The 21,312-nt window shown below is 61.9% G+C and carries 20 protein-coding genes and 1 pseudogene; 16 read left to right on the top strand and 5 right to left on the bottom strand.

Annotated elements, in window-relative coordinates; all coding sequences use genetic code 11:
* Window positions 1-5 precede the first annotated feature (5 nt).
* A complete protein-coding gene (locus tag NKI67_RS01840) occupies window positions 6-785 on the bottom strand; it encodes an SDR family NAD(P)-dependent oxidoreductase (RefSeq protein WP_023675524.1) in 780 nt (259 codons plus the stop codon).
* A gap of 422 nt (window positions 786-1,207) precedes the next feature.
* On the opposite strand from NKI67_RS01840, the pseudogene NKI67_RS01835 reads away from it, so the two are divergent.
* The 9 genes and pseudogenes from NKI67_RS01835 to NKI67_RS01795 form a co-directional block, all read left to right on the top strand.
* A pseudogene (locus NKI67_RS01835) lies at window positions 1,208-1,522 on the top strand (YoaK family protein); the annotation flags it as partial.
* 463 nt (window positions 1,523-1,985) lie between these two features.
* Window positions 1,986-2,300, top strand: a complete 315-nt coding sequence (locus NKI67_RS01830; protein WP_023675522.1) for a helix-turn-helix domain-containing protein — start codon at window positions 1,986-1,988, stop codon at window positions 2,298-2,300.
* Window positions 2,297-4,321, top strand: a complete 2,025-nt coding sequence (gene hyfB, locus NKI67_RS01825) for a hydrogenase 4 subunit B (protein ID WP_502909312.1) — start codon at window positions 2,297-2,299, stop codon at window positions 4,319-4,321. Before NKI67_RS01830 ends, hyfB begins: the two co-directional genes overlap by 4 nt.
* Window positions 4,312-5,268, top strand: coding sequence for a respiratory chain complex I subunit 1 family protein (locus NKI67_RS01820; RefSeq protein WP_023675520.1), 957 nt, complete (start codon window positions 4,312-4,314; stop codon window positions 5,266-5,268). Before hyfB ends, NKI67_RS01820 begins: the two co-directional genes overlap by 10 nt.
* Window positions 5,268-5,930 (top strand): hydrogenase-4 component E, encoded by a 663-nt coding sequence (locus NKI67_RS01815; RefSeq protein ID WP_023675519.1) that lies wholly within the window; start codon window positions 5,268-5,270, stop codon window positions 5,928-5,930. Before NKI67_RS01820 ends, NKI67_RS01815 begins: the two co-directional genes overlap by 1 nt.
* Entirely contained in the window at window positions 5,927-7,378 is a 1,452-nt protein-coding gene (locus tag NKI67_RS01810; protein WP_023675518.1) for a hydrogenase 4 subunit F, read from the top strand. Before NKI67_RS01815 ends, NKI67_RS01810 begins: the two co-directional genes overlap by 4 nt.
* A gap of 18 nt (window positions 7,379-7,396) precedes the next feature.
* Window positions 7,397-8,914: a hydrogenase large subunit gene (locus NKI67_RS01805; RefSeq protein WP_352644209.1), complete on the top strand. Its 1,518-nt coding sequence runs from the start codon at window positions 7,397-7,399 to the stop codon at window positions 8,912-8,914.
* A gap of 12 nt (window positions 8,915-8,926) precedes the next feature.
* Entirely contained in the window at window positions 8,927-9,466 is a 540-nt protein-coding gene (locus NKI67_RS01800) for an NADH-quinone oxidoreductase subunit B family protein (RefSeq protein WP_352452927.1), read from the top strand.
* Window positions 9,467-9,800: 334 nt separating this feature from the next.
* Window positions 9,801-10,058 (top strand): hypothetical protein, encoded by a 258-nt coding sequence (locus tag NKI67_RS01795; RefSeq protein ID WP_352644207.1) that lies wholly within the window; start codon window positions 9,801-9,803, stop codon window positions 10,056-10,058.
* A 174-nt stretch (window positions 10,059-10,232) separates the two neighbouring features.
* Here NKI67_RS01795 and NKI67_RS01790 read toward each other — a convergent pair whose 3' ends face one another.
* Genes NKI67_RS01790 through NKI67_RS01775 form a run of 4 tightly spaced genes read right to left on the bottom strand, consistent with a single transcriptional unit; the run spans window position 10,233 to window position 15,154 of the window.
* Window positions 10,233-11,537 carry an NAD(P)/FAD-dependent oxidoreductase gene (locus NKI67_RS01790; RefSeq protein ID WP_352644205.1) on the bottom strand — a complete coding sequence of 435 codons (1,305 nt, stop codon included), beginning with the start codon at window positions 11,535-11,537 and terminating at the stop codon, window positions 10,233-10,235.
* A complete protein-coding gene (locus tag NKI67_RS01785) occupies window positions 11,537-12,922 on the bottom strand; it encodes a glutamine synthetase family protein (RefSeq protein ID WP_352586689.1) in 1,386 nt (461 codons plus the stop codon). Before NKI67_RS01785 ends, NKI67_RS01790 begins: the two co-directional genes overlap by 1 nt.
* Window positions 12,915-14,210, bottom strand: coding sequence for a glycosyltransferase (locus tag NKI67_RS01780; protein ID WP_352452939.1), 1,296 nt, complete (start codon window positions 14,208-14,210; stop codon window positions 12,915-12,917). The genes NKI67_RS01785 and NKI67_RS01780 overlap by 8 nt, the downstream gene beginning before the upstream one ends.
* A 5-nt stretch (window positions 14,211-14,215) precedes the next feature.
* Complete coding sequence (locus tag NKI67_RS01775) at window positions 14,216-15,154, bottom strand: GntR family transcriptional regulator (RefSeq protein WP_352586687.1); 939 nt, start codon at window positions 15,152-15,154, stop codon at window positions 14,216-14,218.
* Window positions 15,155-15,384: 230 nt separating this feature from the next.
* Between NKI67_RS01775 and NKI67_RS01770 the strand changes: the two genes are divergently transcribed.
* From NKI67_RS01770 to NKI67_RS01740, 7 genes are all read left to right on the top strand, one after another.
* Window positions 15,385-16,449, top strand: a complete 1,065-nt coding sequence (locus tag NKI67_RS01770; protein WP_352644203.1) for a polyamine ABC transporter substrate-binding protein — start codon at window positions 15,385-15,387, stop codon at window positions 16,447-16,449.
* A gap of 106 nt (window positions 16,450-16,555) precedes the next feature.
* On the top strand, window positions 16,556-17,398 hold the full coding sequence (locus NKI67_RS01765; RefSeq protein WP_352644258.1) for an ABC transporter permease: 843 nt from the start codon (window positions 16,556-16,558) through the stop codon (window positions 17,396-17,398).
* Window positions 17,391-18,185: an ABC transporter permease gene (locus NKI67_RS01760; protein WP_352586683.1), complete on the top strand. Its 795-nt coding sequence runs from the start codon at window positions 17,391-17,393 to the stop codon at window positions 18,183-18,185. The genes NKI67_RS01765 and NKI67_RS01760 overlap by 8 nt, the downstream gene beginning before the upstream one ends.
* A complete protein-coding gene (locus NKI67_RS01755; RefSeq protein WP_352586681.1) occupies window positions 18,182-19,255 on the top strand; it encodes an ABC transporter ATP-binding protein in 1,074 nt (357 codons plus the stop codon). The genes NKI67_RS01760 and NKI67_RS01755 overlap by 4 nt, the downstream gene beginning before the upstream one ends.
* Window positions 19,256-19,273: 18 nt before the next feature.
* Window positions 19,274-20,548, top strand: coding sequence for a glycosyltransferase (locus NKI67_RS01750; RefSeq protein WP_352586679.1), 1,275 nt, complete (start codon window positions 19,274-19,276; stop codon window positions 20,546-20,548).
* Window positions 20,545-20,892, top strand: coding sequence for a cupin domain-containing protein (locus NKI67_RS01745; protein ID WP_352586677.1), 348 nt, complete (start codon window positions 20,545-20,547; stop codon window positions 20,890-20,892). Before NKI67_RS01750 ends, NKI67_RS01745 begins: the two co-directional genes overlap by 4 nt.
* Before the next feature lie 23 nt (window positions 20,893-20,915).
* Window positions 20,916-21,260, top strand: coding sequence for a cupin domain-containing protein (locus NKI67_RS01740; RefSeq protein ID WP_352452935.1), 345 nt, complete (start codon window positions 20,916-20,918; stop codon window positions 21,258-21,260).
* The last annotated feature ends 52 nt before the right edge of the window (window positions 21,261-21,312 follow it).

The raw sequence follows: 21,312 nt of genomic DNA, 5'->3' as shown, positions 1-21,312 counted from the left end.
CGCACTCACATCATGTATCCTGCTGTCCAGCCGCCATCGACGGCCAGCACCTGGCCGTTGATATAACTGGCGGTGGGGGAAGCGAGGAACAGCACCGCCTCGGCGATCTCCTCCGGCCGGGCCGGCCGGCCAAGCGGCACATGGGCGAGGAACTCCTCGGTGCGTCCGGCGAACTTGCCGTCCTCGCCATAGAACAGTTTGGCGGTCAGCGCTGTCATCACTGAACCCGGCGCGATCGCATTGGTCAGGATGCCCTTTTCGCCCAGTTCAATCGCCATCGAGCGCGTCAGGTGGATGATGCCGGCCTTGGCGGCGACGAACGGGCTCTGCAGGCGCATCGCCGCCAAGCCGACCACCGAGGCGATGTTGACGATGCGGCCGCCTCTGCCGGCGGCAAGCATCGGCACAAGCGCCGCGCGGCTCATGATGTAGAGGCCGTCGAGATCGATGCCGGTGATGCGATCCCATTCCTCGACTGGGAATTCATCGATGGTGACGCGGTGCGCCAGTGTATTGACGCCGGCATTGTTGACGAGAATGTCGAGGCGGCCGTAGCGCGCCATGGTGGCGGCTATCGCGTCGTCCACCGAGGCGGCATCGCGGATGTCGACGGCACAGGCCATCGCGCTGCTCAGGGTTGCCGCTACGCGCTCGGCGCCTTCCATGTCGATATCGGCGACAACGATTGCAGCATCATTGTCGGACAGCCGTTTGGCGATAGCGCTGCCGATCGCTCCCGCTGCACCAGTGACCAGCGCCGTCTTACCTCTCAAATCGCATCGCATGCGTCATTCCCCACCTTCGACCAGATTATGCTATTATAATGCTACAGGCTTCACAACAGAGCAGATTCGAACCGGAAGGAACGTCACAAACGCATCGCATAACATTGCCGGAGGTGCAGGAGGCAGGCTGAGTCGGCTTCGCCAGTAGCGGGCGCCGGTCCGACCCCCGCAGGAATAGACAGCCGCTTGACACGAGCCTTCGGAGGCAAGGCACTCCTTGCGCCAGATTTGTAGGCAGGACGGCCTCGTCAGCCGCTGCAGCGAAGTCGGAACTGGCAGCTCGATGAGTGGGGGGAAAGGCGGTAGCGCTCTCCCGCTACCAAATTCCAAAGATAAATCAGACACATAGAGATGTGCCGGTGCCAGTCGTCTCATTGTAGCGGGTCGCGCGATTTTGCAATTTTGACACCCGGTTTTGCACCATCATCACCAAGCTGTCGGAAGCCAGAATCCGGACAACGCATGTCACTGGCCTGGTGACTGACATGGGCATCGAACTCGGCAAGCTGCTTTATTGGAACATCTCGGGGAGTGACTCGGACGAACTGTTCGTGAAGGCAGATCGAAGAAAGCTGAGGCTGCTTGCGTCGCTTGTGGCATTGTTCTTTCTCGGCGGCGTCATCGGCGCTGTGGGTTTCAAGCATGTCGGCTTCGCGGCGACGTTGTTTCTCGCGGCCATTCTCCTCGTGCTGGCCTCCATGCCAGTCCTGGAGGACGTCTCCGTTCGCATGAGGCGGCTTTGGCAGTAGCGCTACAGAGCTTTGCCGCATGCCAGATTTGGCAGCACATTCGCGAAGGCGCTGTTCCTGGATTTCGGCAGCTATCTGTTTTGGCCGATCCTGAAGCACGAACACGATGAGACCGGCCCAACGGCAAGAGCAAGCGAACTCAGCCATACCCACTCATAACGTAGAGTGAGGTCGAAGAGATAGCCGACGCGCCCGCGGCGGCTCCAATCGAGTGGCCGGCCGAGATAAGGCCCATTGCCAGCCCCATCACGCGCAATCCGAGACGGCTGGCGACAAGACTGGCCGTGACGGGAATGGCCGCATGGCTTTGGTGCGCAGGGCGTATTACCCGGTTTTCTACGGCCTCAAGACAGATGCGCCACGCATCACTAATTGAATGCGCCGCATTTTAATATATGCTGCAAGACGTAGAGATAATATCTCAAAGCTGATCAAAAAGGGGGATGCGACCGTGATAACTGCTCCACAGTTGCGTGCCGCGAGGGCGCTCCTTGGCATCGACCAGCGCAGGCTTGCCGAATTGTCCGGTCTTTCCGTGCCGACAATTCAACGCATGGAAGCCAGCGAGTCGATTATTCGGGGTAACGTCGATTCTCTCATGAAGCTGATCGGGGCACTTGACCTCGCCGGCGTGGAATTGATCGCTGAAGGCGCCTCCAGCCAAATCGGCGGGCGCGGCGTGCGACTGAAAGCGGACTTTGACCCCGCCAAGATCCTTGGCGGGGTCGATACGGATGCCAAACTCCCCGTGAGGAGCGTGGCGTGATTTCGGGGGCCGCGGTCCTCCTGTGGGGCGTCGCTGCGCTCCTGGGGACTGCGGTGCTTGCGATTGCGGAAAGCCGCAGATCCGACTCGGGAACACGCCGCCTGATCTACGGCTTGACGCTAGGTATATCGTCGGCCGTGCTCATGGTTCTCGCGAGCCGCATCGCCGACAATCCCGTCACCCCGTCGACTGTGGTGTTGCCTCTTGGATTGCCATGGATTGGCGCTCATTTCCGTTTGGATGCGCTCTCGACTTTCTTCCTCATCGTCGTCAACTTCGGCGGCTCCATGGCCAGTCTTTATGGCCTCGGCTACGGCAGGCATGAGTCTGCGCCGCATCGGGTACTGCCGTTCTTTCCGGCTTTCCTGGCCGGAATGAACCTTGTCGTGGTGGCCGACGACGCCTTCACTTTCCTGCTTTCCTGGGAATTCATGTCGCTCGCCTCCTGGGCGCTCGTCATGGCGCACCATCGCGAGCAGGACAATGCGCGGGCGGGCTACATCTATCTCGTGATGGCAAGCTTCGGCACACTCGCGCTGCTGCTTGCGTTCGGCCTGCTCGCCGGATCCGATGGAACCTACACATTCGACGCGATGCGAGCCGCCGACCCCACCCCGTTCGCCGCTGCTTTCGTCCTGGTTCTCATGCTGCTGGGCGCCGGCTCCAAGGCTGGACTCGTCCCGCTGCAGGTTTGGCTGCCACTCGCTCATCCGGCCGCGCCAAGCCACGTCTCGGCTCTCATGAGCGGCGTGATGACCAAGGTCGCAGTCTATGGCTTCATACGCGTTATTTTCGATCTGCTCGGTGAGCCGGCATGGTGGTCGGGCGTTGCCGTGCTTTTCCTTGGCGGCCTGACGGCGGTTCTCGGCATCCTCTACGCGCTGATGGAAAAGGACCTGAAGCGACTGCTTGCCTATAGCACCATTGAAAACATCGGCGTCATCTTCGTAAGCCTTGGTCTCGCGCTCGCTTTCAAGGCGAACGCCATGCCATCGGCTGCAGCGCTGGCGCTCACCGCCGCGCTGTTCCACGTCCTCAACCATTCCTTTTTCAAGAGCCTGCTGTTTTTCGGCGCGGGCGCCGTGCTGACGGCAACCGGAGAGCGGGATATGGAGAAGCTGGGCGGTCTCATCCACCGCATGCCCTTTACAAGTTTTGCCTTTCTCGTCGGTTGCGTCGCGATCTCGGCACTTCCACCCTTCAACGGCTTCGTCTCCGAATGGCTGGCCTTTCAGGCCATATTGCAGAGCCCCGATCTGCCACAATGGGGACTGAAGGTCATGGTGCCCGCCGTTGGCGGTCTGCTGGCGCTGTCAGCGGCACTGGCCGCGGCCTGCTTTGTAAAGGCGTTCGGGATTACATTCCTCGGCCGGCCACGCTCGGCCGCGGTGGAACTGGCGCATGAGGTCGACCGCTACTCGCTGGCGGCAATGTTCATTCTCGCTTCCCTTTGTCTCCTGGCCGGCATTCTGCCCGGTCTTGTGATAGACGGCCTCTCATCGGTGACACTGCCACTGATCGGCAGTCGGATGCCTATGCAGATGGCCCAGCCCTGGCTGTCTATCGTGCCGATTGCAGCGAGCCGCAGTTCCTACAACGGCCTGTTGGTGTTCCTGTTCATCGCCTTTTCCGCATCCGCTGCGGCATATGTGATCCATCGCTTTGCATCACATGCACTCCGTCGGGGTCCCGCCTGGGGTTGTGGCTTCCCGGATGTGGTCCCGAGCTCGCAGTACACGGCCGTCAGCTTCGCGCAGCCTATCCGCCGCGTCTTCGGCACGTTCGTATTCCGTGCAAGGGAAACCGTCGAAATGCCGGCACCTGGCGAGACCGGTCCGGCTCGTCTGAATGTCGAAATGCATGATGTGATCTGGGAGACGCTGTACCTGCCTATCGGCCGGGCCCTCGACTTTGCGACCGACCACCTCAACCATCTGCAGTTCCTGACGATCAGGCGCTACCTGACCCTCGTCTTTCTCTTTCTCATTGTCCTGCTCCTGGTGCTCGCACTATGGCCGTGATTCTCGAGTTGGCCGTTCAAGGCGCGCAGATGGCGCTGGTGCTTTTGCTGGCGCCGCTCCTGACCGGATTCGTGCGCAAGGTGAAGGCACGGCTCTTGCGCCGCCAGGGTCCTTCCCTGATCCAACCTTACCGCGATCTCTTGCGGCTGATGCGCAAGGAAGTCGTTCTGGCGGACAACGCATCCTGGCTGTTTCGCGTGACGCCCTATCTGATCTTTGCCACCACCTGGGTCGGCGCGGCGCTCATCCCGACATTCGCCGCCGGCCTCACATTCAGTTGGACCGCCGATCTCATAGCCATTGTCGCACTGCTGGGAAGCGCCCGGTTCTTCCTGGCGCTGGCAGGCATGGACGTCGGCACGAGCTTCGGCGGCATCGGCTCGAGCCGCGAGGTGATGATCGCTTCGCTGGCCGAACCCGCCATGCTGCTCATCGTGTTCAGCCTGGCGCTCGTCGCGGGTGCTACGCAACTCTCAACGGTCGCCGCCTTCATGGGGTCACCGGAGGTTGGCTTGCGGGTGTCGCTCGGGATGTCGCTCATCGCCCTCGTGATGGTGGCGATCGCCGAAAACGCCCGCATACCCGTGGACAACCCATCGACCCATCTGGAACTCACCATGGTTCATGAGGCGATGGTGCTGGAATATTCCGGTCGCCATCTGGCGATGATCGAGTTTGCCGCCTTCCTCAAGCTTCTGCTCTATGTGTCGCTGATTTCCTGCGTCTTCCTACCTTGGGGACTGGCGAGCGCCGGGGCAGGACTGGAATCCCTTGCTCCGGGTGTCGTCGCCTATGTCGGCAAGCTTGCCGTCTGTGGCGTTCTCCTCGCCGTGTTTGAGACTGCCATTGCCAAGATGCGCGTCTTCCGCGTCCCGGATTTCCTCGGGGCAGCGCTGATGCTGGCCCTGCTCGGCACGCTCCTGCTGTTCGTCTCACGGAGCCTCTGATGAACGGCCTCACCTTCGACATCGCTCACCTGCTCGCCGGCGGCCTGGTGCTGGTCAGTTTCATGATGCTGTATCAGGATCGCCTCTTTGCTCTGATCAACGTTTTTGCGCTTCATGCAATCGTGCTGGCCCTGTCCGTAGCTTGGCAGGCATACATTCAGGACGCGCATCATCTCTACGTCACGGCGGCGATCGCCCTCGTCTTCAAGGCGATCGTCATTCCTGTCGGGCTTCATCGCATCATTCAGCGGCTCGGCATCCATCGTGACGTCGAGACCGCCGTCGGCATCGGTACGACGATGCTTGCGGGGATAGGCCTGGTGACCCTGTCCATGGTCCTGATGCTGCGCGTCACTCCCGAGGCTGATCCCCTCGCCCGCGAGGACCTGGCTTTCGCGCTGTCCATCATTTTGCTGGGGCTGCTGGTGATGGTCACCCGCCGCAACGCCGTCAGCCAAGTTGTCGGATTCATGTCGCTCGAGAACGGTCTGGTCCTCGCCGCCACGGGGGCCAAGGGCATGCCTCTGGTCGTCGAGATCAGTGTCGCCTTCTCGATCCTTATCGCCTTCATCGTCATCGGAGTCTTCCTGTTCCGCATCCGCGAGAGGTTCGACTCGGTGGATGTCGGCGCGCTCGACGACTACAGGGGAGAACACCGTTGACCGCGTTTTCCCTCGATGCGGTGGCCGCCATTTTGCTGATACCGGTCTTCGCGGCCGCACTTCTGGCGGCGCTGCCGAAATACCGGATATCGGCGGGCGTCAATGTCGCTGCGAGCTTGCTGACCTTGCTCGCCGCACTGTCGCTTCTTGTCACCGACCGCCCGCAGCCTGGGCAGTATCTGCTCGTCGACGATCTCAATATCGTCTTCATCGTGCTCAACACATTCGTCGGCTTCACCACCAGCGTCTTCAGCGCTTCCTACATTGCCCACGAACTGGAGAGCGGGCGGCTGACAGTCCCGAACTTGCGGTTTTATCACGCAATGTACCAGGTCATGATGTTCGGCATGAACCTGGCGTTCGTGTCGAACAATATTGGCTTGATGTGGGTGGCGGTGGAGCTTGCCACGCTGACCACCGTGCTCATGGTCGGCATCTACCGCACGCACGAGGCGCTGGAGGCCGCCTGGAAATATTTCATTCTGGGCAGCGTCGGCATCGCGCTCGCACTGTTCGGCACCATCCTCGTCTACATGGCTGCACAGCCGGTTGTTGGCGAGGGGACGAATGCGATGGTCTGGACGGTGCTCATCGCTCACGCCGCGCGCTTCGATCCGGCTCTGCTCAATGTCGCCTTCATCTTTCTGCTGCTCGGCTACGGGACGAAGGTCGGCCTTGCGCCCTTACATGCCTGGCTGCCAGACGCGCATGCTGAGGGTCCAACGCCGATTTCCGCAGTGCTGTCGGGCTTGCTGTTAAACGTCGCACTCTATGCCGTGCTGCGCTTCAAGCTATTGCTCGCGGCAAGCCCGGAAGCGATCGCACCTGGGCCATTGATGATCACGATGGGACTGACGTCGCTTGTCTTCGCGGCCTTCATGCTCTACCGCCGCCGCGACATCAAACGCCTGTTCGCGTACTCCTCGATCGAGCACATGGGCATCATCGTGTTCGCCTTCGGCATAGGAGGCCCGCTCGCCAATTTTGCCGGGCTGCTGCACATGGTCATGCACAGCCTGACCAAGTCGGCGATCTTTTTCACGGTCGGCCACATTGCCCAGGTCAAGGGGACACAGAACATCGCCGAAATCCGGGGACTGACGGAAACACATCCTGCCCTTGGCTGGGCGCTCGTCATCGGCGTCGTTGCCATTGCCGGCCTCCCTCCGCTCGGTATCTTCATGAGCGAATTCCTGGTCGTGAGTTCGACATTTGCAAGACACCCTCTTTTGGCGATGCCCTTGGTTTTCGGGATTCTGCTCGCTTTCGGCGCCCTGCTGCTTCGACTGACCGGCGTCGCTTTCGGCGAACCGCGCGGCAGCACTGCACCCGCCGAGGCGTCCTACATTCCGATGTATTCCCACTTGGCGTTGGTGTTTGCCGCCGGCATCTATCTGCCGCCACCGCTGGTCACATGGTTCCAGCACGTCGCAAGTATCCTGGGGTGAGCAGAGGAGAGAAAGAGCATGCCCGCGCTGATCGACCTCATCCTTGCTGGCCAACGTGTCGAAAATCATTTCCCGTGGTCGCGCGCCGTGGTGACTCCGAAAAAATGGGGCTTTGCCGTCGAGCAACTGGCCGAGGGCCACTGGAGCTTGCTCGGCCTATGGGGTGAGCCAGGCACCGTCCACATGGCACTTCTCGATGAAAGCGCCGGGGACATCGGCGTTGTCAGCCTGGAATGCCCCAGTGGCCGCTACCCATCGGTCGGCCGGCTGCATCCGCCCGCATTGCGGCTCGAACGTGCGGCTGCTGACCTGTTCGGGCTCCTGCCACAAGGCGCGCCTGATACGAGACGGTGGCTTGATCATGGCCATTGGGGTGTCAGCTATCCGTTGAGTACCCGCGTCCGGACGTCTGCTGCGACAGCCTTCCCGTACAGTTTCCTGCCTGCCGAGGGGGAGAGCCTGCATCAGATCCCGGTCGGGCCCGTGCATGCCGGCATCATCGAGCCGGGCCATTTCCGGTTCACGGCGAGCGGTGAAACGGTCGTCCGGCTGGAGCAGCGCCTCGGATACGCGCACAAAGGTATAGAAGGCCTGATGGCGGGGTCCGACATCGACCGTGCAGCCAAATTGGCGGGCAGAACCTCTGGCGACAGTACCGTGGCATACTCCCTCGCTTTTGCCCGCGCGGTCGAGGCGGCGCTGGGTGTCCAGGTTCCCCCACGCGCGGTCTGGCTGCGAGCGCTCATGGCCGAGTTGGAGCGCCTGGCCAATCATCTGGGCGACATCGGCGCTATCTGCAATGATGCCGCCTTCGCGCTCATGCATGCCCACTGTGGGGTGCTGCGTGAGCGCGTATTGCGGGCAAGCGATGCTGCCTTCGGTCATCGTTTGATGCGCGACTGCATCGTGCCCGGAGGCGTGGCAAGCTTCCTGAGCGATGAGGGCACGACAGCTCTCAGGTTCCTGATCGCAGAGATCAGGCAGCGGTTTCCCGCGCTGGTCGAGCTCTACGACAACACGGCGTCGCTGCAGGATCGGACTGTCGCAACTGGCCGGCTGAAAGTGGAACTCGCTCGTCAATATCGTGCCGGAGGCTACGTTGGCCGGGCCTCCGGTCGGGACTTCGATGCCCGACGCAATCTCGCTTATCCACCCTATGGCGAACTCGCCTTCGATGTACCTCTCCTCCAGGAAGGCGATGTGAACGCCCGTGTATGGATTCGTATCCACGAGGTCGAACAGAGCCTGTCCCTGATCGAACAAGTCCTGCGACAACTGCCAGACGGACCGATCCACGTCGATTTCGCGCAGACACACCGATCGCATGAAGGCATGGCGCTCGTCGAAGGTTTCCGCGGCGACATTCTGGCCTGGCTGCGCATTGGCAAGGGCGGCTTGGTCGAGCGCTGTCACCTCCGTGATCCGTCATGGTTTCAATGGCCGCTCCTTGAAGCGGCGATCGAAGGAAACATCGTTGCCGACTTTCCGCTGTGCAACAAATCGTTCAACTGCTCTTATTCGGGCCATGATCTCTGAAGGCACGCTGTCATGCGCAAGCTTCTTTTTGAAAGCCTGATACGCCCCCCTCTCACCGAGCGTCCGCCGTTGGCAAGCAGCACGGCAGTCGACGAACTCGCACGCGCGCTCGATGGGGCTGCTCACAAACGATTGGGGCGAAGCCTGTCGATCCGGGCGGTCGATGCCGGTTCCTGCAACGGCTGCGAACTTGAGATGCACGCGCTGAACAACGCCTTCTATGACATCGAGCGTTTTGGGATCCGGTTCGTCGCATCACCGCGCCATGCCGATGTACTGCTCGTCACCGGGCCGGTCACAAAAAACATGCGCGAGGCATTGAAGCGGACCTACGACGCAACACCCAACCCAAAATGGGTGGTCGCACTGGGAGATTGCGCAGGCAATGGCGGCTGTTTCGCCGGCAGCTATGCGGTGGTGCGCGGAGTGTCCGAGGCCTTGCCTGTCGATCTGCACATTCCAGGTTGTCCGCCGCCGCCAATCGAAATTCTGAAAGGCCTGCTCGCCTTGCTTGAGGGCGTGAATTCCAAGACTGGTGCTGCCCGAAGGTGACTATGTAGAGGCTTTGCCAAGGTTGGCTTGTCGCTGCACAGATCCAACCAATGCGTAGCCGTGAGTTTAACGGCATCAGCCAACCTCTGTCCCAAAATTGGAAGGCGCTCGGCGGCGAGAACGGCTAAAACGCCTGCTTTTTCGCCGGCAGCCCAGCGCTTTCGATCGAAGGGGAACCCGTTCCCTAGTCCGAAATGGTTACTTGCGCTGCAGCTAATGTAGTTACAATCTTGTGCAGTCGGAAGCTGCATGGGCCGGCCAGGCGCGAATACCGTCTTCGCCGGCGTCTCAAGGCAGTCGACCACACGTTTGCGGTGCTCTAATGGGGGAATCAATGAGATTGACGATTATTTGTGCGGCAATTGTGATGGCCGTATCCACCGCCGCCGTTGCACACGAGAAAAAGAGGGTGGTCAGTACAGCAGTAACGTCGGCCTGCGCCGACCTGTCGGGCAGCACGATCAAGAAAAACAGGGAAACAAAATTGGATAGCAGTTCAACCGGAACTGTCTCCAGCGCGATTTCGAAAGACAAATCGGAGCCGCGCCTGGGATATGAAACGGTTAATCCTGCAATCATATCGATCTATTAGCTGAGGAAATAGCAGGCAGGTCTATCGGCGCTCAGGCTTCGGGAGCAGGGCCTGGACCGACTCGCGGCCATTGCCTGCGGACCATATTCAAGCATCGATCAAGTCGGATGCCGCCGCGAAATCAGCCGTTAATCGCTTGGTGGCGGCGCTCGGCCTCATTGCGCATGCCTGCGCTCAATGTTTGATGCGGTCACGCATTGCGTACCAAAGCATGCCGAGCACATAGAGCGGCCCGCGCAGCGCCGTGCCGCCGGGGAACGGCAGCGGGCTTAGGGTCGAAAACAGATCGAGCCGCGAAGCATCACCGGTGATCGCCTCAGCGAGCAGCTTACCCGACAGCGTCGACAGGATCACCCCCTTGCCCGAATAGCCATGCGCAAAATAGACGTCGCCATAGCGACCGACATGCGGCAGGCGCGATGTCGTCACCGAGACCAGCCCGCCCCAGGCGTGATCGATGTGGCGGCCGCGCAATTGCGGAAAGGTGTTTTCCATGTGCGGCCGCACGAAGCCGGCAATGTCGGCGGGCGGCGACCGCGTATAGCGCTCGCCGCCGCCGAACAGCAGGCGTCCATCCGCCGACAGCCGGTAGTAATTGACGACGAAGCGCGTGTCGGAGACGGCCACATTGCTTGGGATGACGTCGCTCGTGTCGCCCAGCGGCTCGGTGGCGATGATGTAGTTGCCGACCGGCATGATGCGGCTGTTGACGCGCGGCTCAAGCCCGTGGAGCAGCGCATCGCCGGCCAGTACGACATGCCTGGCCCGCACCGAGCCTTTGGCCGTCGAAACCCGGGGGGAAGGTTCCCGCTCCAGCCGCAGCGCCACCGAATTCTCGTGGATGGTGACGCCCGCCGCAGCCGCGGCGCGAGCAAGACCGAGCGTGTAGTTCAGCGGATGCATATGGCCACCGAGCTTCTCGTACATCGCGCCGTGATAAGGTGTGTTCACCATTCCGCGCGCCTGCGCTGCCGACAGCATCTCGACATCATGAAAGTTCATCACCGTAGAAAGGCACTCGGCCTCTTCTTCGAGGTCGCGCAGGTCGGAACCGTTGACCGCACCGGCCAGATGGCCGGTGAGCCTGAGGTCGCAATCGATGGCATGGCGCTCGATCAGACCGAGCACGAGGGCCCGCGCCTCGAAGGCGAGATCGAACAGCGCCCTCCCCCGTTCCGGCCCATATAGCTTGACCAGCCCCTTGGCGCCCTTGCGCAGGCCGGGGATCATCTGGCCGCCATTGCGCCCCGACGCCCCCCAGCCGATCTTGCCGCCTTCGAGCAGCACCACCTTCAGGCCGCGTTCGGCTGCATGAAAGGCTGCGGAGAGGCCGGTACAACCGCCGCCGACCACCACCAGATCGGCGTCGACGTCGCCCTGCAGCGCCGGATGGTCCGGAGCCGGATTGGCCGTCGCGACATAGTAGGATTTGCCGATATCCAGGCCGGAGTTGAAGCCCCCAGAATTGAAGCCCATCATCACACCTTGAGCAGCAGATGGTCGCGTTCCCAAGAGGTGACGACGCTCTGGAACAGGTCGAGCTCAACGCTCTTGACGCGCAAATAGGTCTGGAAGAAATCCTCGCCGAGCACCGCCCGAACCGGATCGCACGCAGCGAAGCGGTCGAGCGCCTCTTCCATGGTTTTGGGCAGCGTGCTCCTGCTGCGATAGGCATTGCCCGACGCTTCCGTCGAACGAGCGATCTTCTCCTCGACGCCGAGATAACCGCAAAGCAGCGAGCCGGCTATCGCCAGATAGGGATTGGCATCGGCGCCGGGCAGCCGATTTTCCACGCGCCGCGCGGTGCGCCCGCCGGCCGGCACACGCAGGCCGCAGGAGCGGTTGTCGTGCGACCACTCGATGTTGGCGGGTGCACTGTGGTTCGGCCGGATGCGGCGGAACGAATTCACGTTCGGCGCAAACAGCGGCATCACCTCGGGAATGTATTTCTGCAGGCCGCCGATGAAATGCCCGAACATCTCGGTGTCGGCGCCGTCACGCCCGGCAAACAGCGTGTTGCCGGCCTCGTCGACGACAGACATGTGGAGATGCATTGAGCTGCCGGCTTGTGCGGCTATCGGTTTGGCCATGAAGGTCGCCTGCATGCCACCTTCCTGCGCGGCCTGGCGCGTCATTCGCTTGAACAGCAACACCTTGTCTGCCAGCGGCAGCGCGTCGCCATGCAGGAAATTGATCTCCAGTTGGGCCGTGCCCGATTCATGGATGAGCGTGTCGAGCGGCAGTCCGGCTGCCGCAGCATAGTCATAGAGGCGCCGGATCACCGGCTCGAATTGCTCCAGTGCCGCCATGTCATAGGGATGCTGCACGCTTTCGGAGCGGCCATTGCGCCCGACCGGCGCCGTCACCGGCCTGTCGGGATCGGGATTGGGCGCGGTGAGATAAAATTCAAGCTCCGGCGCCACCACTGCCCGCCAGCCGCGCTGGCGATATAGATCGAGCACGGCCCGCAACACGTGCCGCGACGAAGCCATCCACGGCCGGTCGTCCATGTGGAACGCATCGGCGAAGACATAGGCCTTGCCTGGCCCGCCACCGGGCGCCAGACAGAGTGTTGCGACATCCGGCACCATCCGCATGTCGGGGTCCTGGTAGGCGAACCCCTCGTCGACGGAACCGGAATAGCGGCCGTCGATGCTGACCAGGAACGCGCTGCTCGGCAGATAGAGTGCTCGGTCCTCGATCGCCTTGAGGAACTTGGCCGCTGGCAGGGCCTTGCCGCGCAGCACGCCGTTCATGTCGGGCACCAGGCACTCGACCTCGCTGACAGCGTGAGCGGCCAACCAGTCTTTCGGGTCGTTGGTGCCGTTCATGGTCGAGGCATCAGTTGTTGTGGTGTCAAGCATCAGGTCGGGTCCTTGCGAGAGCGAGAATGGCTTCGGCAGCCACGTCCGTTCCGGGTGTCAGCGCCATATGCACTGCATTCTCCCGGAGGCGTGCGCGCATTGCAGCATCGGCCATCAGGCCAAGAATGCTTCGCTCCAATTCGTCTTCCGTCCAGCCATCGCGGCTGATGTGGCGCCCGACGCCGGTTTCCTCGGCACGTTGCGCATTGTCATGCCCGTCCCAGCAATAGGGCATGACCAGCGACGGCACGCCGAAACGCAGTGCTTCGCAAAAGCTGTTGTTGCCGCCATGATGAATGAAGAGGTCGCATTTCGCCACGACGGAAGGCTGTGGAAACCAGGCGTCGAGATAGACATTGTCCGGAACGGCGCGATAGCTGTCGCGCAGACCTCCGGCATTGACAATGAAGCGGGCCGGCAGCCTGTCGAAAACGGCGAGCATGCGCTGGATCAGGCCGACATCCATGGCGCCAAGACTACCGAAACTGACATAAACCAGCGGTCCGCCATTGCGCGGAAAGACCGGTACGTCGAACGGCCCTTCCGAGCGGACGCAGCCTTCGAGATAGACGAAGCTGGCAGGGTCGAGCGGCTCGGCGCGCTGCCTTCGCACAATCGTTGGGGTCAGCAGCAGATTGAGGGCGGGCGAAGGTTCCAGAAAAAGACCCGTTGGCAAGGGCGCAAGACCGGCGTCGGTCCGAAGCCGATTGAAGCGGTCATGGGCCGGAGCGACCGCTGCCAGGTAGCGCGCCTCGAAGACCGCGCGGCTCGGGTCGTCGGCGGCGAGACCGGACAGATAGGGTGGCACATTGGCATCGGGAAGCTCGGTTTCGGCGCAGGAGACGACGCGCACCCACGGGCAGCCGGCGGTCGCCAATGCCGGGAACATGACGACGTTGTCGAGCACCACGGCGTCCGGCTTCAGCCGCGCCAGCAATTGGCGCAGCGGCGCCTCGGCGTTGACCGCAGTGTCTACGATTGCTTGCCAGGTCGGGGCAACGTAGGTTTCGAGCTGATCGATGGGGCTCAGCCTGAAATGCGGCAGATGACGGCGCACGAAGGCCTGCCAGTAGCTCTGGCGTTCGCTGTCGGTCAACGGATCGTCAGTCGGCAACTGGTATTCCTGAAACCCATAGTCGGCGAACACGCCAGAAAAGCCGGCATGGCAGATGAACACTGGACGGGCGCCACGAGCGCGCAGGGCCTGCGCTATGCCAACGCAATTCAGCGCAGCGCCGAAGCTCGCTTCCGGAAACAGTGCGATGGTCGGGCTGCCTTTGCGCATGATCCTCGTTATTCCGGCCGGCTGATCATGCCGAACAGCGCGGGCGCCCCGCGACTAGCCGCCTGCGGTCGCTGGCTGCGGGAAAGCCGCAGATGGACCCGAAGCAGATCGGCTGCAACCTCGTACTGCTGGCTCTCCAGATGGTCGAGTATGGTCAGATGCTCGCGCAATGATTGCTTCAGCCGGAAGACATTGACGCCGGCATACGTTCCCGGCAGCCGGCGCAGCCTGAGATGATCGGCCAACGCCTCGGCGACGAAGCGGTTGGCGGAGCCACCGGCGATCATCCCGTGAAAATCGATGTCCAGCCGTTGGAACTCTCTGGAATCGAATGCCGCGTCGGGCAGAGCCAGCAGCATTTCCATGCCCTGTCGCAAGGCTGCCGCGCGCGTCCCATCCAGCCGGAACCCAGGCGCCAGAAGGGCGGCGGGTTCCAGCAACAGCCGGAATTCATAGCTCTCCCCTTGTGCGCCAGGATCGTCCGGCACTCTCCTGAAAAGCCAGGACTGCCCCGGCGCGCGGTCCAGAAGATTTTCCTCGGCCAGTTTCTTCAGCGATTTTAGTACCGTCCTGCGCTCGGCATTATACCGTCGCATCAGGGCGCCGACGGTGACCGTCTGGTCCAGCCGGCGCGCCGAGCGGTCTCGCAGGATCATGTCGGCAAGTTCATCCTCCTCGGCGCTCGGCAGGTCGGCGGCGACGGTCGCCTGGCTCGTGAGGTCTACGGCCAAGCGATAGCCGGACTCAGCCTCCCATTGAACTACGCCTTTTTCAGTGAGCAGACGCAGCGCGGCCCGCACCGGAGTTCGGGATACGTTGCAGAGCGAAGCGATCTGCTGCTCCGGGAGATGAGCGCCGGGTTCAAAGCCGCGTTTCCGGGCCACATCGAGAATGCGCTGTGCAAGGTCGAGATGGTTGGTGCGGGGACGTCGAGCTGCAACTTGCATGGCAATTCTCATGAAGGACTTGGCGGCTGAGGTTTGGCCGATTGCCCTTGCGGATGCGATCGGCCGGGATTCACCGTAGTTGACAAATTATGGATTGACGTACTTTTTTCTGCAATAGTACTGTGAGATCAATCGGCAATAAAAGACTGGGGAACAGGATCAAAGCGGCTACGGCTGCAAGCGCTGGTCCGACGACTAAGTTCGATGATCAACCAGAATGGGAGTCTGTCATGACCACCACCACCCTGCGGCACCGTCCGTTAAGGAAATCCTTGATCGCACTTGGCCTTGGCCTGGCGCTGTCAGCGCCGGCGGCTGCCTCCGACCTCGTTATCTCCAACTGGGACGGCTACATGGCGCCGGATGCCATGAAAGCTTTCAAGGCGGCGACCGGTGTCTCCGGTGAAGTCGTGGTTCACGCCACTAACGAGGAGATCATGGGCAAGCTCGTCGCGTCCGGCGGCAAGGGCTATGACGTGGTCTTCGTCTCCTCGCCCTTCGCCGAAGTGCTGAACAAGCTCGGCCTGATCGAGGCGATCGACCATGCCAATATCCCTAACCTCGCCAATCTCTATCCCGAGGCGGCGAAGCTGCCGCACGACGCCGGCAACAATTTTTCCGTGCCCTACACTTGGGGCACCACCGGCCTTTGCTACCGTTCGGATCTGGTGAAGGCGGAGCCGGTGAGCTGGAACGACCTTCTCGCCCCGTCCGATGCGCTCAAGGGCAAGACGACGATGCTGGCGACCGACCGCTGGCTGCTTGCCGCCGGCCAACTCGCCAAGGGCTATTCGGTGAACGAGACCGATCCGGCAAAGCTCGGCGAAGTCAAGGACCTGCTGATCTCGGCCAAGAAGACCTTGCTGGCCTATGACGACACGACCTTTTATTCAAAGCTGGTCTCGGGCGAGGCGCTGATGGTTCAGGCCTGGGATGGCTGGTGCAATTACGGGATCGCCGAGAATCCACAAATTAAATACACCATACCGAAAGAAGGCTCGGATCTCTGGGTCGATACGATGGTCGTGATGAAGGCATCGGCCAACAAGGACGCCGCCTTCCAGTTCATCAACTTCATGCTGGACGCCAAGAACCACGCCTGGGCGGCCCAGAACATCGACTACAAGGTACCGAACAAGCCGGCTATGGAAAGCCTGCCGGCGGATTTTCTCGCCAAATTTCCCAATATGAGCATGCCGGTGGCAGAGTTGGTCAAGTTCGAGCAGTTGCGCGATGTCGGCGATGCCCAACGCGACTACTCGAAGATCGTCAGCGAAATCAAGGCCGCGCAATAACCGACATCAAAATCAGAGATCCCGGTCGACGGCGGGGTTTTCGCCGCCGACCGTTGAATGCGGTACCGCAATCTTGTCCCAAACAAGACTTCGCTCATCCTTGCTGATGACGCCGGCGCTGGCCTGGCTCATCGCCTTGATGGTCGTGCCATGCGCGCTGGTGCTGGCGCTCGCCTTCTTCCGGCGCGGCATCTATGGCGGCATCGACTACACTTTCACGCTGGAGAATTTCGGGCTGGTGTTCGACCCGCTCTATGCCGGCATCTTCCTCAATTCGGCGCGCATTGCCGGCACGGCAACCCTGGTCGCGGTGGTGATCGGCTATGCCGCCGCCTATGCGATCGCGGCAGCACCCCGGCAACTGCAGCCGGTGTTTCTGTTCTTTGCCGTCTTGCCCTTCTGGTCCAACTACCTGATCCGTACCTATGCCTGGATCGTGCTGCTCAACCGCGAAGGGCTGATCACACAACTGCTGCGCTGGTTCGGCTACACCGGCGAGCCGCTGTCGATGCTTTATACCGAAGGCGCCGTCATCGCCGGTCTGGTCTACAACTATCTGCCCTTCGTCATCCTGGCCTGCTACGCGCCGCTGTCGCGGCTCAATCCGGAGCTCGCAGAGGCCTCGCGCGATCTCGGCGCGTCGGCCGTGACCACATTTCGCCGGGTCATCCTGCCGCTGACCATGCCGGGTATCGCCGCCGGGGCGGTTTTCGTCTTCGTGCTGTCGATCGGCAATTTCGTCACGCCGGCGCTGCTCGGCGGCGGCCGTTTCCAGATGATCGGCAATCTCGTCTACGACCAGTTCCTCACGGCTAATGACTGGCCCTTCGGTGCGGCACTGGCAATGGTGCTGATCGCCATCATGCTGCTGGTGCTGACGGCGCAGGCCCTGGCTGCTGATCGCGCCTCGGGCCGCACCGCCGAAGCGAGAGGAGGCGCCGATGGCTGAGCGCTCCCTCGCCACGAGGCGCGCGCTCTGGCTCGTGCTTTCACTGGTCCTGGCCTTCCTCTACATCCCGATCGCCGTGCTGGTGGCGCTGTCGTTCAACCAAGGCGGGCTGCCGACCGTCTGGTCGGGCTTTTCGCTGAAATGGTATGTCTCGCTAATCGGAAACGCCGCAATCCTTTCTGCCGCGCTCAACACACTGATCGTGGCGCTTGTCTCGACCGCCATCGCCACGCTGCTCGGCACGCTGCTGGCGATCGGCGTCGAAATACGCCGGCAACACGGCAAAGGTCTCGAGGCGCTGATCTTTGCGCCGATGATCATTCCCGACATCGTGCTGGCGATCGCGCTGCTCAGCTTCTTCTCGATGCTTGATCTCACCTTGGGCCTGCACACCATCATCCTCGCCCATGTCGTCTTCAATCTCGCCTTCGTCTGCTCCGTGGTGCGCGCGCGGCTGAAAAGCTTCGACTGGTCGATCGTCGAGGCCTCTGCCGATCTCGGTGCTTCCGCGCTCACGACATTTCGGCGGGTGACGTTGCCGGTGATCCTGCCTGCCGTCGTCGCCGGCGCGCTGCTCGCCTTCACCCTTTCGGTCGACGAATTCATCATCGCCTTCTTCACCGCCGGCGCCGGCCGCGCCTCGACCACGCTGCCGATGCAGATCTATTCGATGATTCGCTTCGGCATCACGCCGGAGATCAATGCATTGGCGACTATCGTCATGGCGGTCTCAATCACCGCGCTGACCCTGTCGCAGCGGCTCAACCGTGGAGTGATCGGCCAATGAACGAGCCCCGCACGCTGCTGGCGATCGACAACGTGTCGAAGAAGTTCGGCCGGGTGACGGCGGTCGACGGCATTTCGCTGGATATCCGCGAGAACGAGTTCTTCGCCTTGCTTGGACCTTCGGGCTGCGGCAAGACAACGCTGCTGCGCATGTTGGCCGGCTTTGAGACGCCCAATGACGGGCGCATCCTGCTCGACGGCCGCGACATCGCCAGGACCCCGCCCAATAAGCGGCCGGTCAATCTGATGTTCCAGTCCTATGCGCTGTTTCCGCATATGAGCGTCAGGGCGAATGTTTCCTACGGCCTCGAAATGGAACGCTTGCCTGCAAAGGAAATCCGCTCCCGTGTCGACGCCATTTTGGCGACGACCGAACTCGTTGCCTTCGCCGACCGCAAGCCGGAGCAATTGTCTGGCGGGCAGAAGCAGCGCGTCGCGCTTGCCCGAGCGCTGGTCAAGCGACCACGGCTGCTTCTGCTCGACGAACCTCTTGGTGCACTCGACAAGAAATTGCGCGGGGCCATGCAACTGGAGCTGAAGCGGCTGCAGCACGAGGTCGGCATCACCTTCGTCATCGTCACCCATGATCAGGAGGAATCGCTCGTCATGGCCGACCGTATGGCAGTGCTCAGGGACGGCAAGCTGCTGCAATGCGATACACCCCATGCGGTCTACGAGCACCCGGGGGACCGTTTCGTCGCCGACTTCATCGGCGTCATGAATTTCGTGCCGGGCAAAGCCGTCGGCGACGGCGTGCTGGCAAGCAACGGCGTGCGGATCGCCGGCGATGTTCCCGCAACACTTTCGCCCGGCGCTGCGGCGGTAGCTTCAGTGCGGCCCGAACGCATCCGGCTGTTCCCGTCGGCAGAAACGGCCAACCGTATCTTCGGCGCGGTCGAGGCGCTGGCCTATCAGGGACTCGATCTGCAGCTGCACGTCCGCACCGCCCTGTCGCCAAAGCCGTTCCTGGTGCGCGTCACCGCCGACGCCGCCGATCGCCGCCCGGTCTCGTCGGGCGATACAGTCGAGCTCGGCTGGGATGCGGCTGACGTCAGAATTTTCGCAGATTGATCGAAAGGAGAACCTCTCATGGCGCAGAAGACGATCGCGTTCTTTCCGGAGGCCGCCTATGGCCCCGCGCTCAATTCCGTCGGCATAGCCCAGGCCATCGAGGCGCGCGGCCACAGAGCGGTGTTCCTGTCGGACCCCGGCTTCGTCGACGTCTACAAGGGCTACGACTTCGAGGCTCATCCGGTGAACCTGTCCGAGCCGCTGCCGCCGGAACAGATGGCCAAGTTCTGGGAAGACTTCATCAACGGCCACATCCCGAACTTCCGCAAATCGCCCTACGACCAGGTCGACAATTACGTGAAGGATTGCTGGACGGCGATCGTCGACAGCGCCAAATGGGCTGAGAAGGATCTGCCTGGCGTGCTTGCGACGATCAAGCCTGATGTCATCTGCGTCGACAACGTCATCCTGTTCCCGGCAATCAAGCAGTATGGCAAGCCCTGGGTGCGCGTCATCTCCTGCTCGGAAAACGAGATCGAGGACGAGGACGTCCCGCCACATCTGTCCGGCTGCGGCGAGAACGACCACGCCTGCCATCGGCGTTACCGCGACCATTTCAACGCCGTCATCAAGCCGATCCATGACGACTTCAATGCGTTTTTGAAAGCGAACAACGAAGCGCCGTATCCGATCGGCCAGTTCTTCGAGGCCTCGCCGTACCTCAATCTGCTGCTCTATCCCGAGGCGGCGAAGTTCAAGCGCCGCTATCCGCTCGACCCGGCAAAATTCCAATATCTGGAAGGCTGCGTGCGGCAGGAGAAGCCCTACACCGTGCCGGTTTTTGCGAAGAATAATGACGGGCCGCTGCTCTATGTTTCCTTCGGCAGCCTTGGCGCCGGCGATGTCGATCTGCTGAAGCGCATCGTCGCAACGTTGGGCAAGACGCGCTACCGGGCGCTGGTCAATGTCGGCGGCTACAAGGAGCAGTACGCGCAAGTGCCCGAAAACGTCATCGTCGAGAGCTGGTTCCCGCAGCCCTCGGTCATCCCGCAGGTCGATGCGGTGATCCATCATGGCGGCAACAACTCGTTCACTGAGTGCCTGTATTTCGGCAAGCCGGCGATCATCATGCCCTACGTCTGGGACGGCCACGACAATGCGACGCGGGTCGAGGAGACCGGCCACGGCTTCGGCATGCCGCGCTACGACTGGAGCGACGCCGAGCTCATCGCCAGGATCGAAACCTGCCTGACCGACCCGGCAATCAAGGCCAAGCTGGCCAAGACGTCGGCCCAGATGCAGTCGCAGAACGGCCCGGAGAAAGCGGCGGTACTGCTGGAGAAATTGCTGTGATCTCAGCCCCACACCTCCACCAAGCCTCGACCCGCACCGACCTCGTCGACTGGGGCACCCAGCCCGATGCGCTGGAAGGCGCTTCGCATTCCACCGGCAGGCTGGTGCACAAAGGGCCGAACAACCAGCCGGAATCCGGCATCTGGGTCTGCACGCCCGGTCGCTGGCGGCTGGCGATTCCGCGCGACGAATTGTGCCGTTTCGTTGCCGGCCGCGCGACCTACAGATCGGACGACGGCGAGGTGATCGAGGTATCCGCCGCCACGGTTGTCATGTTCCCGGCCGGTTGGACCGGCGAATGCACCGTCCACGAGACCATCCGCAACTTTTACATGCTGGCCTAAAGCCGGCCACTGGAGCTCCCGACATGCCGACACCGATCATGAAATCGCCGCTCGCCCTCACCGACCTGGTCGACTGGGGCGTCATCCCCACCCTGATCGAGGGCGAATCCCGCACTTCCGGCAAGCTGCTGCACAAGGGGCCGGAGGGCCGCTCCGAATGCGGACTGTGGGTCTGCACGCCGGGCAAATGGCGCTGCCACGTCACCCGCGACGAGTTCTGCCATTTCCTCGAGGGACGCTGCACCTATGTCCACGAATCCGGCGAGGTGATCGAGATCGAACCGGACACCGCAGCGTTCTTTCCGCAGGACTGGAAGGGCGTCTGCACCGTCCACGAGACCATCAAGAAAGTTTACATGATCCGCTGAACCTTCTCGATAATTCTACCCTACCGGACACCTGACGCCGTTTCTTCCGATG

The sequence above is a fragment of the Mesorhizobium sp. M0408 genome, from assembly GCF_040321495.1.
Classification (GTDB): domain Bacteria; phylum Pseudomonadota; class Alphaproteobacteria; order Rhizobiales; family Rhizobiaceae; genus Mesorhizobium.
Note: the sequence above shows the minus strand (reverse complement) of the source record. Positions and strands in the feature narration are given on the sequence as shown.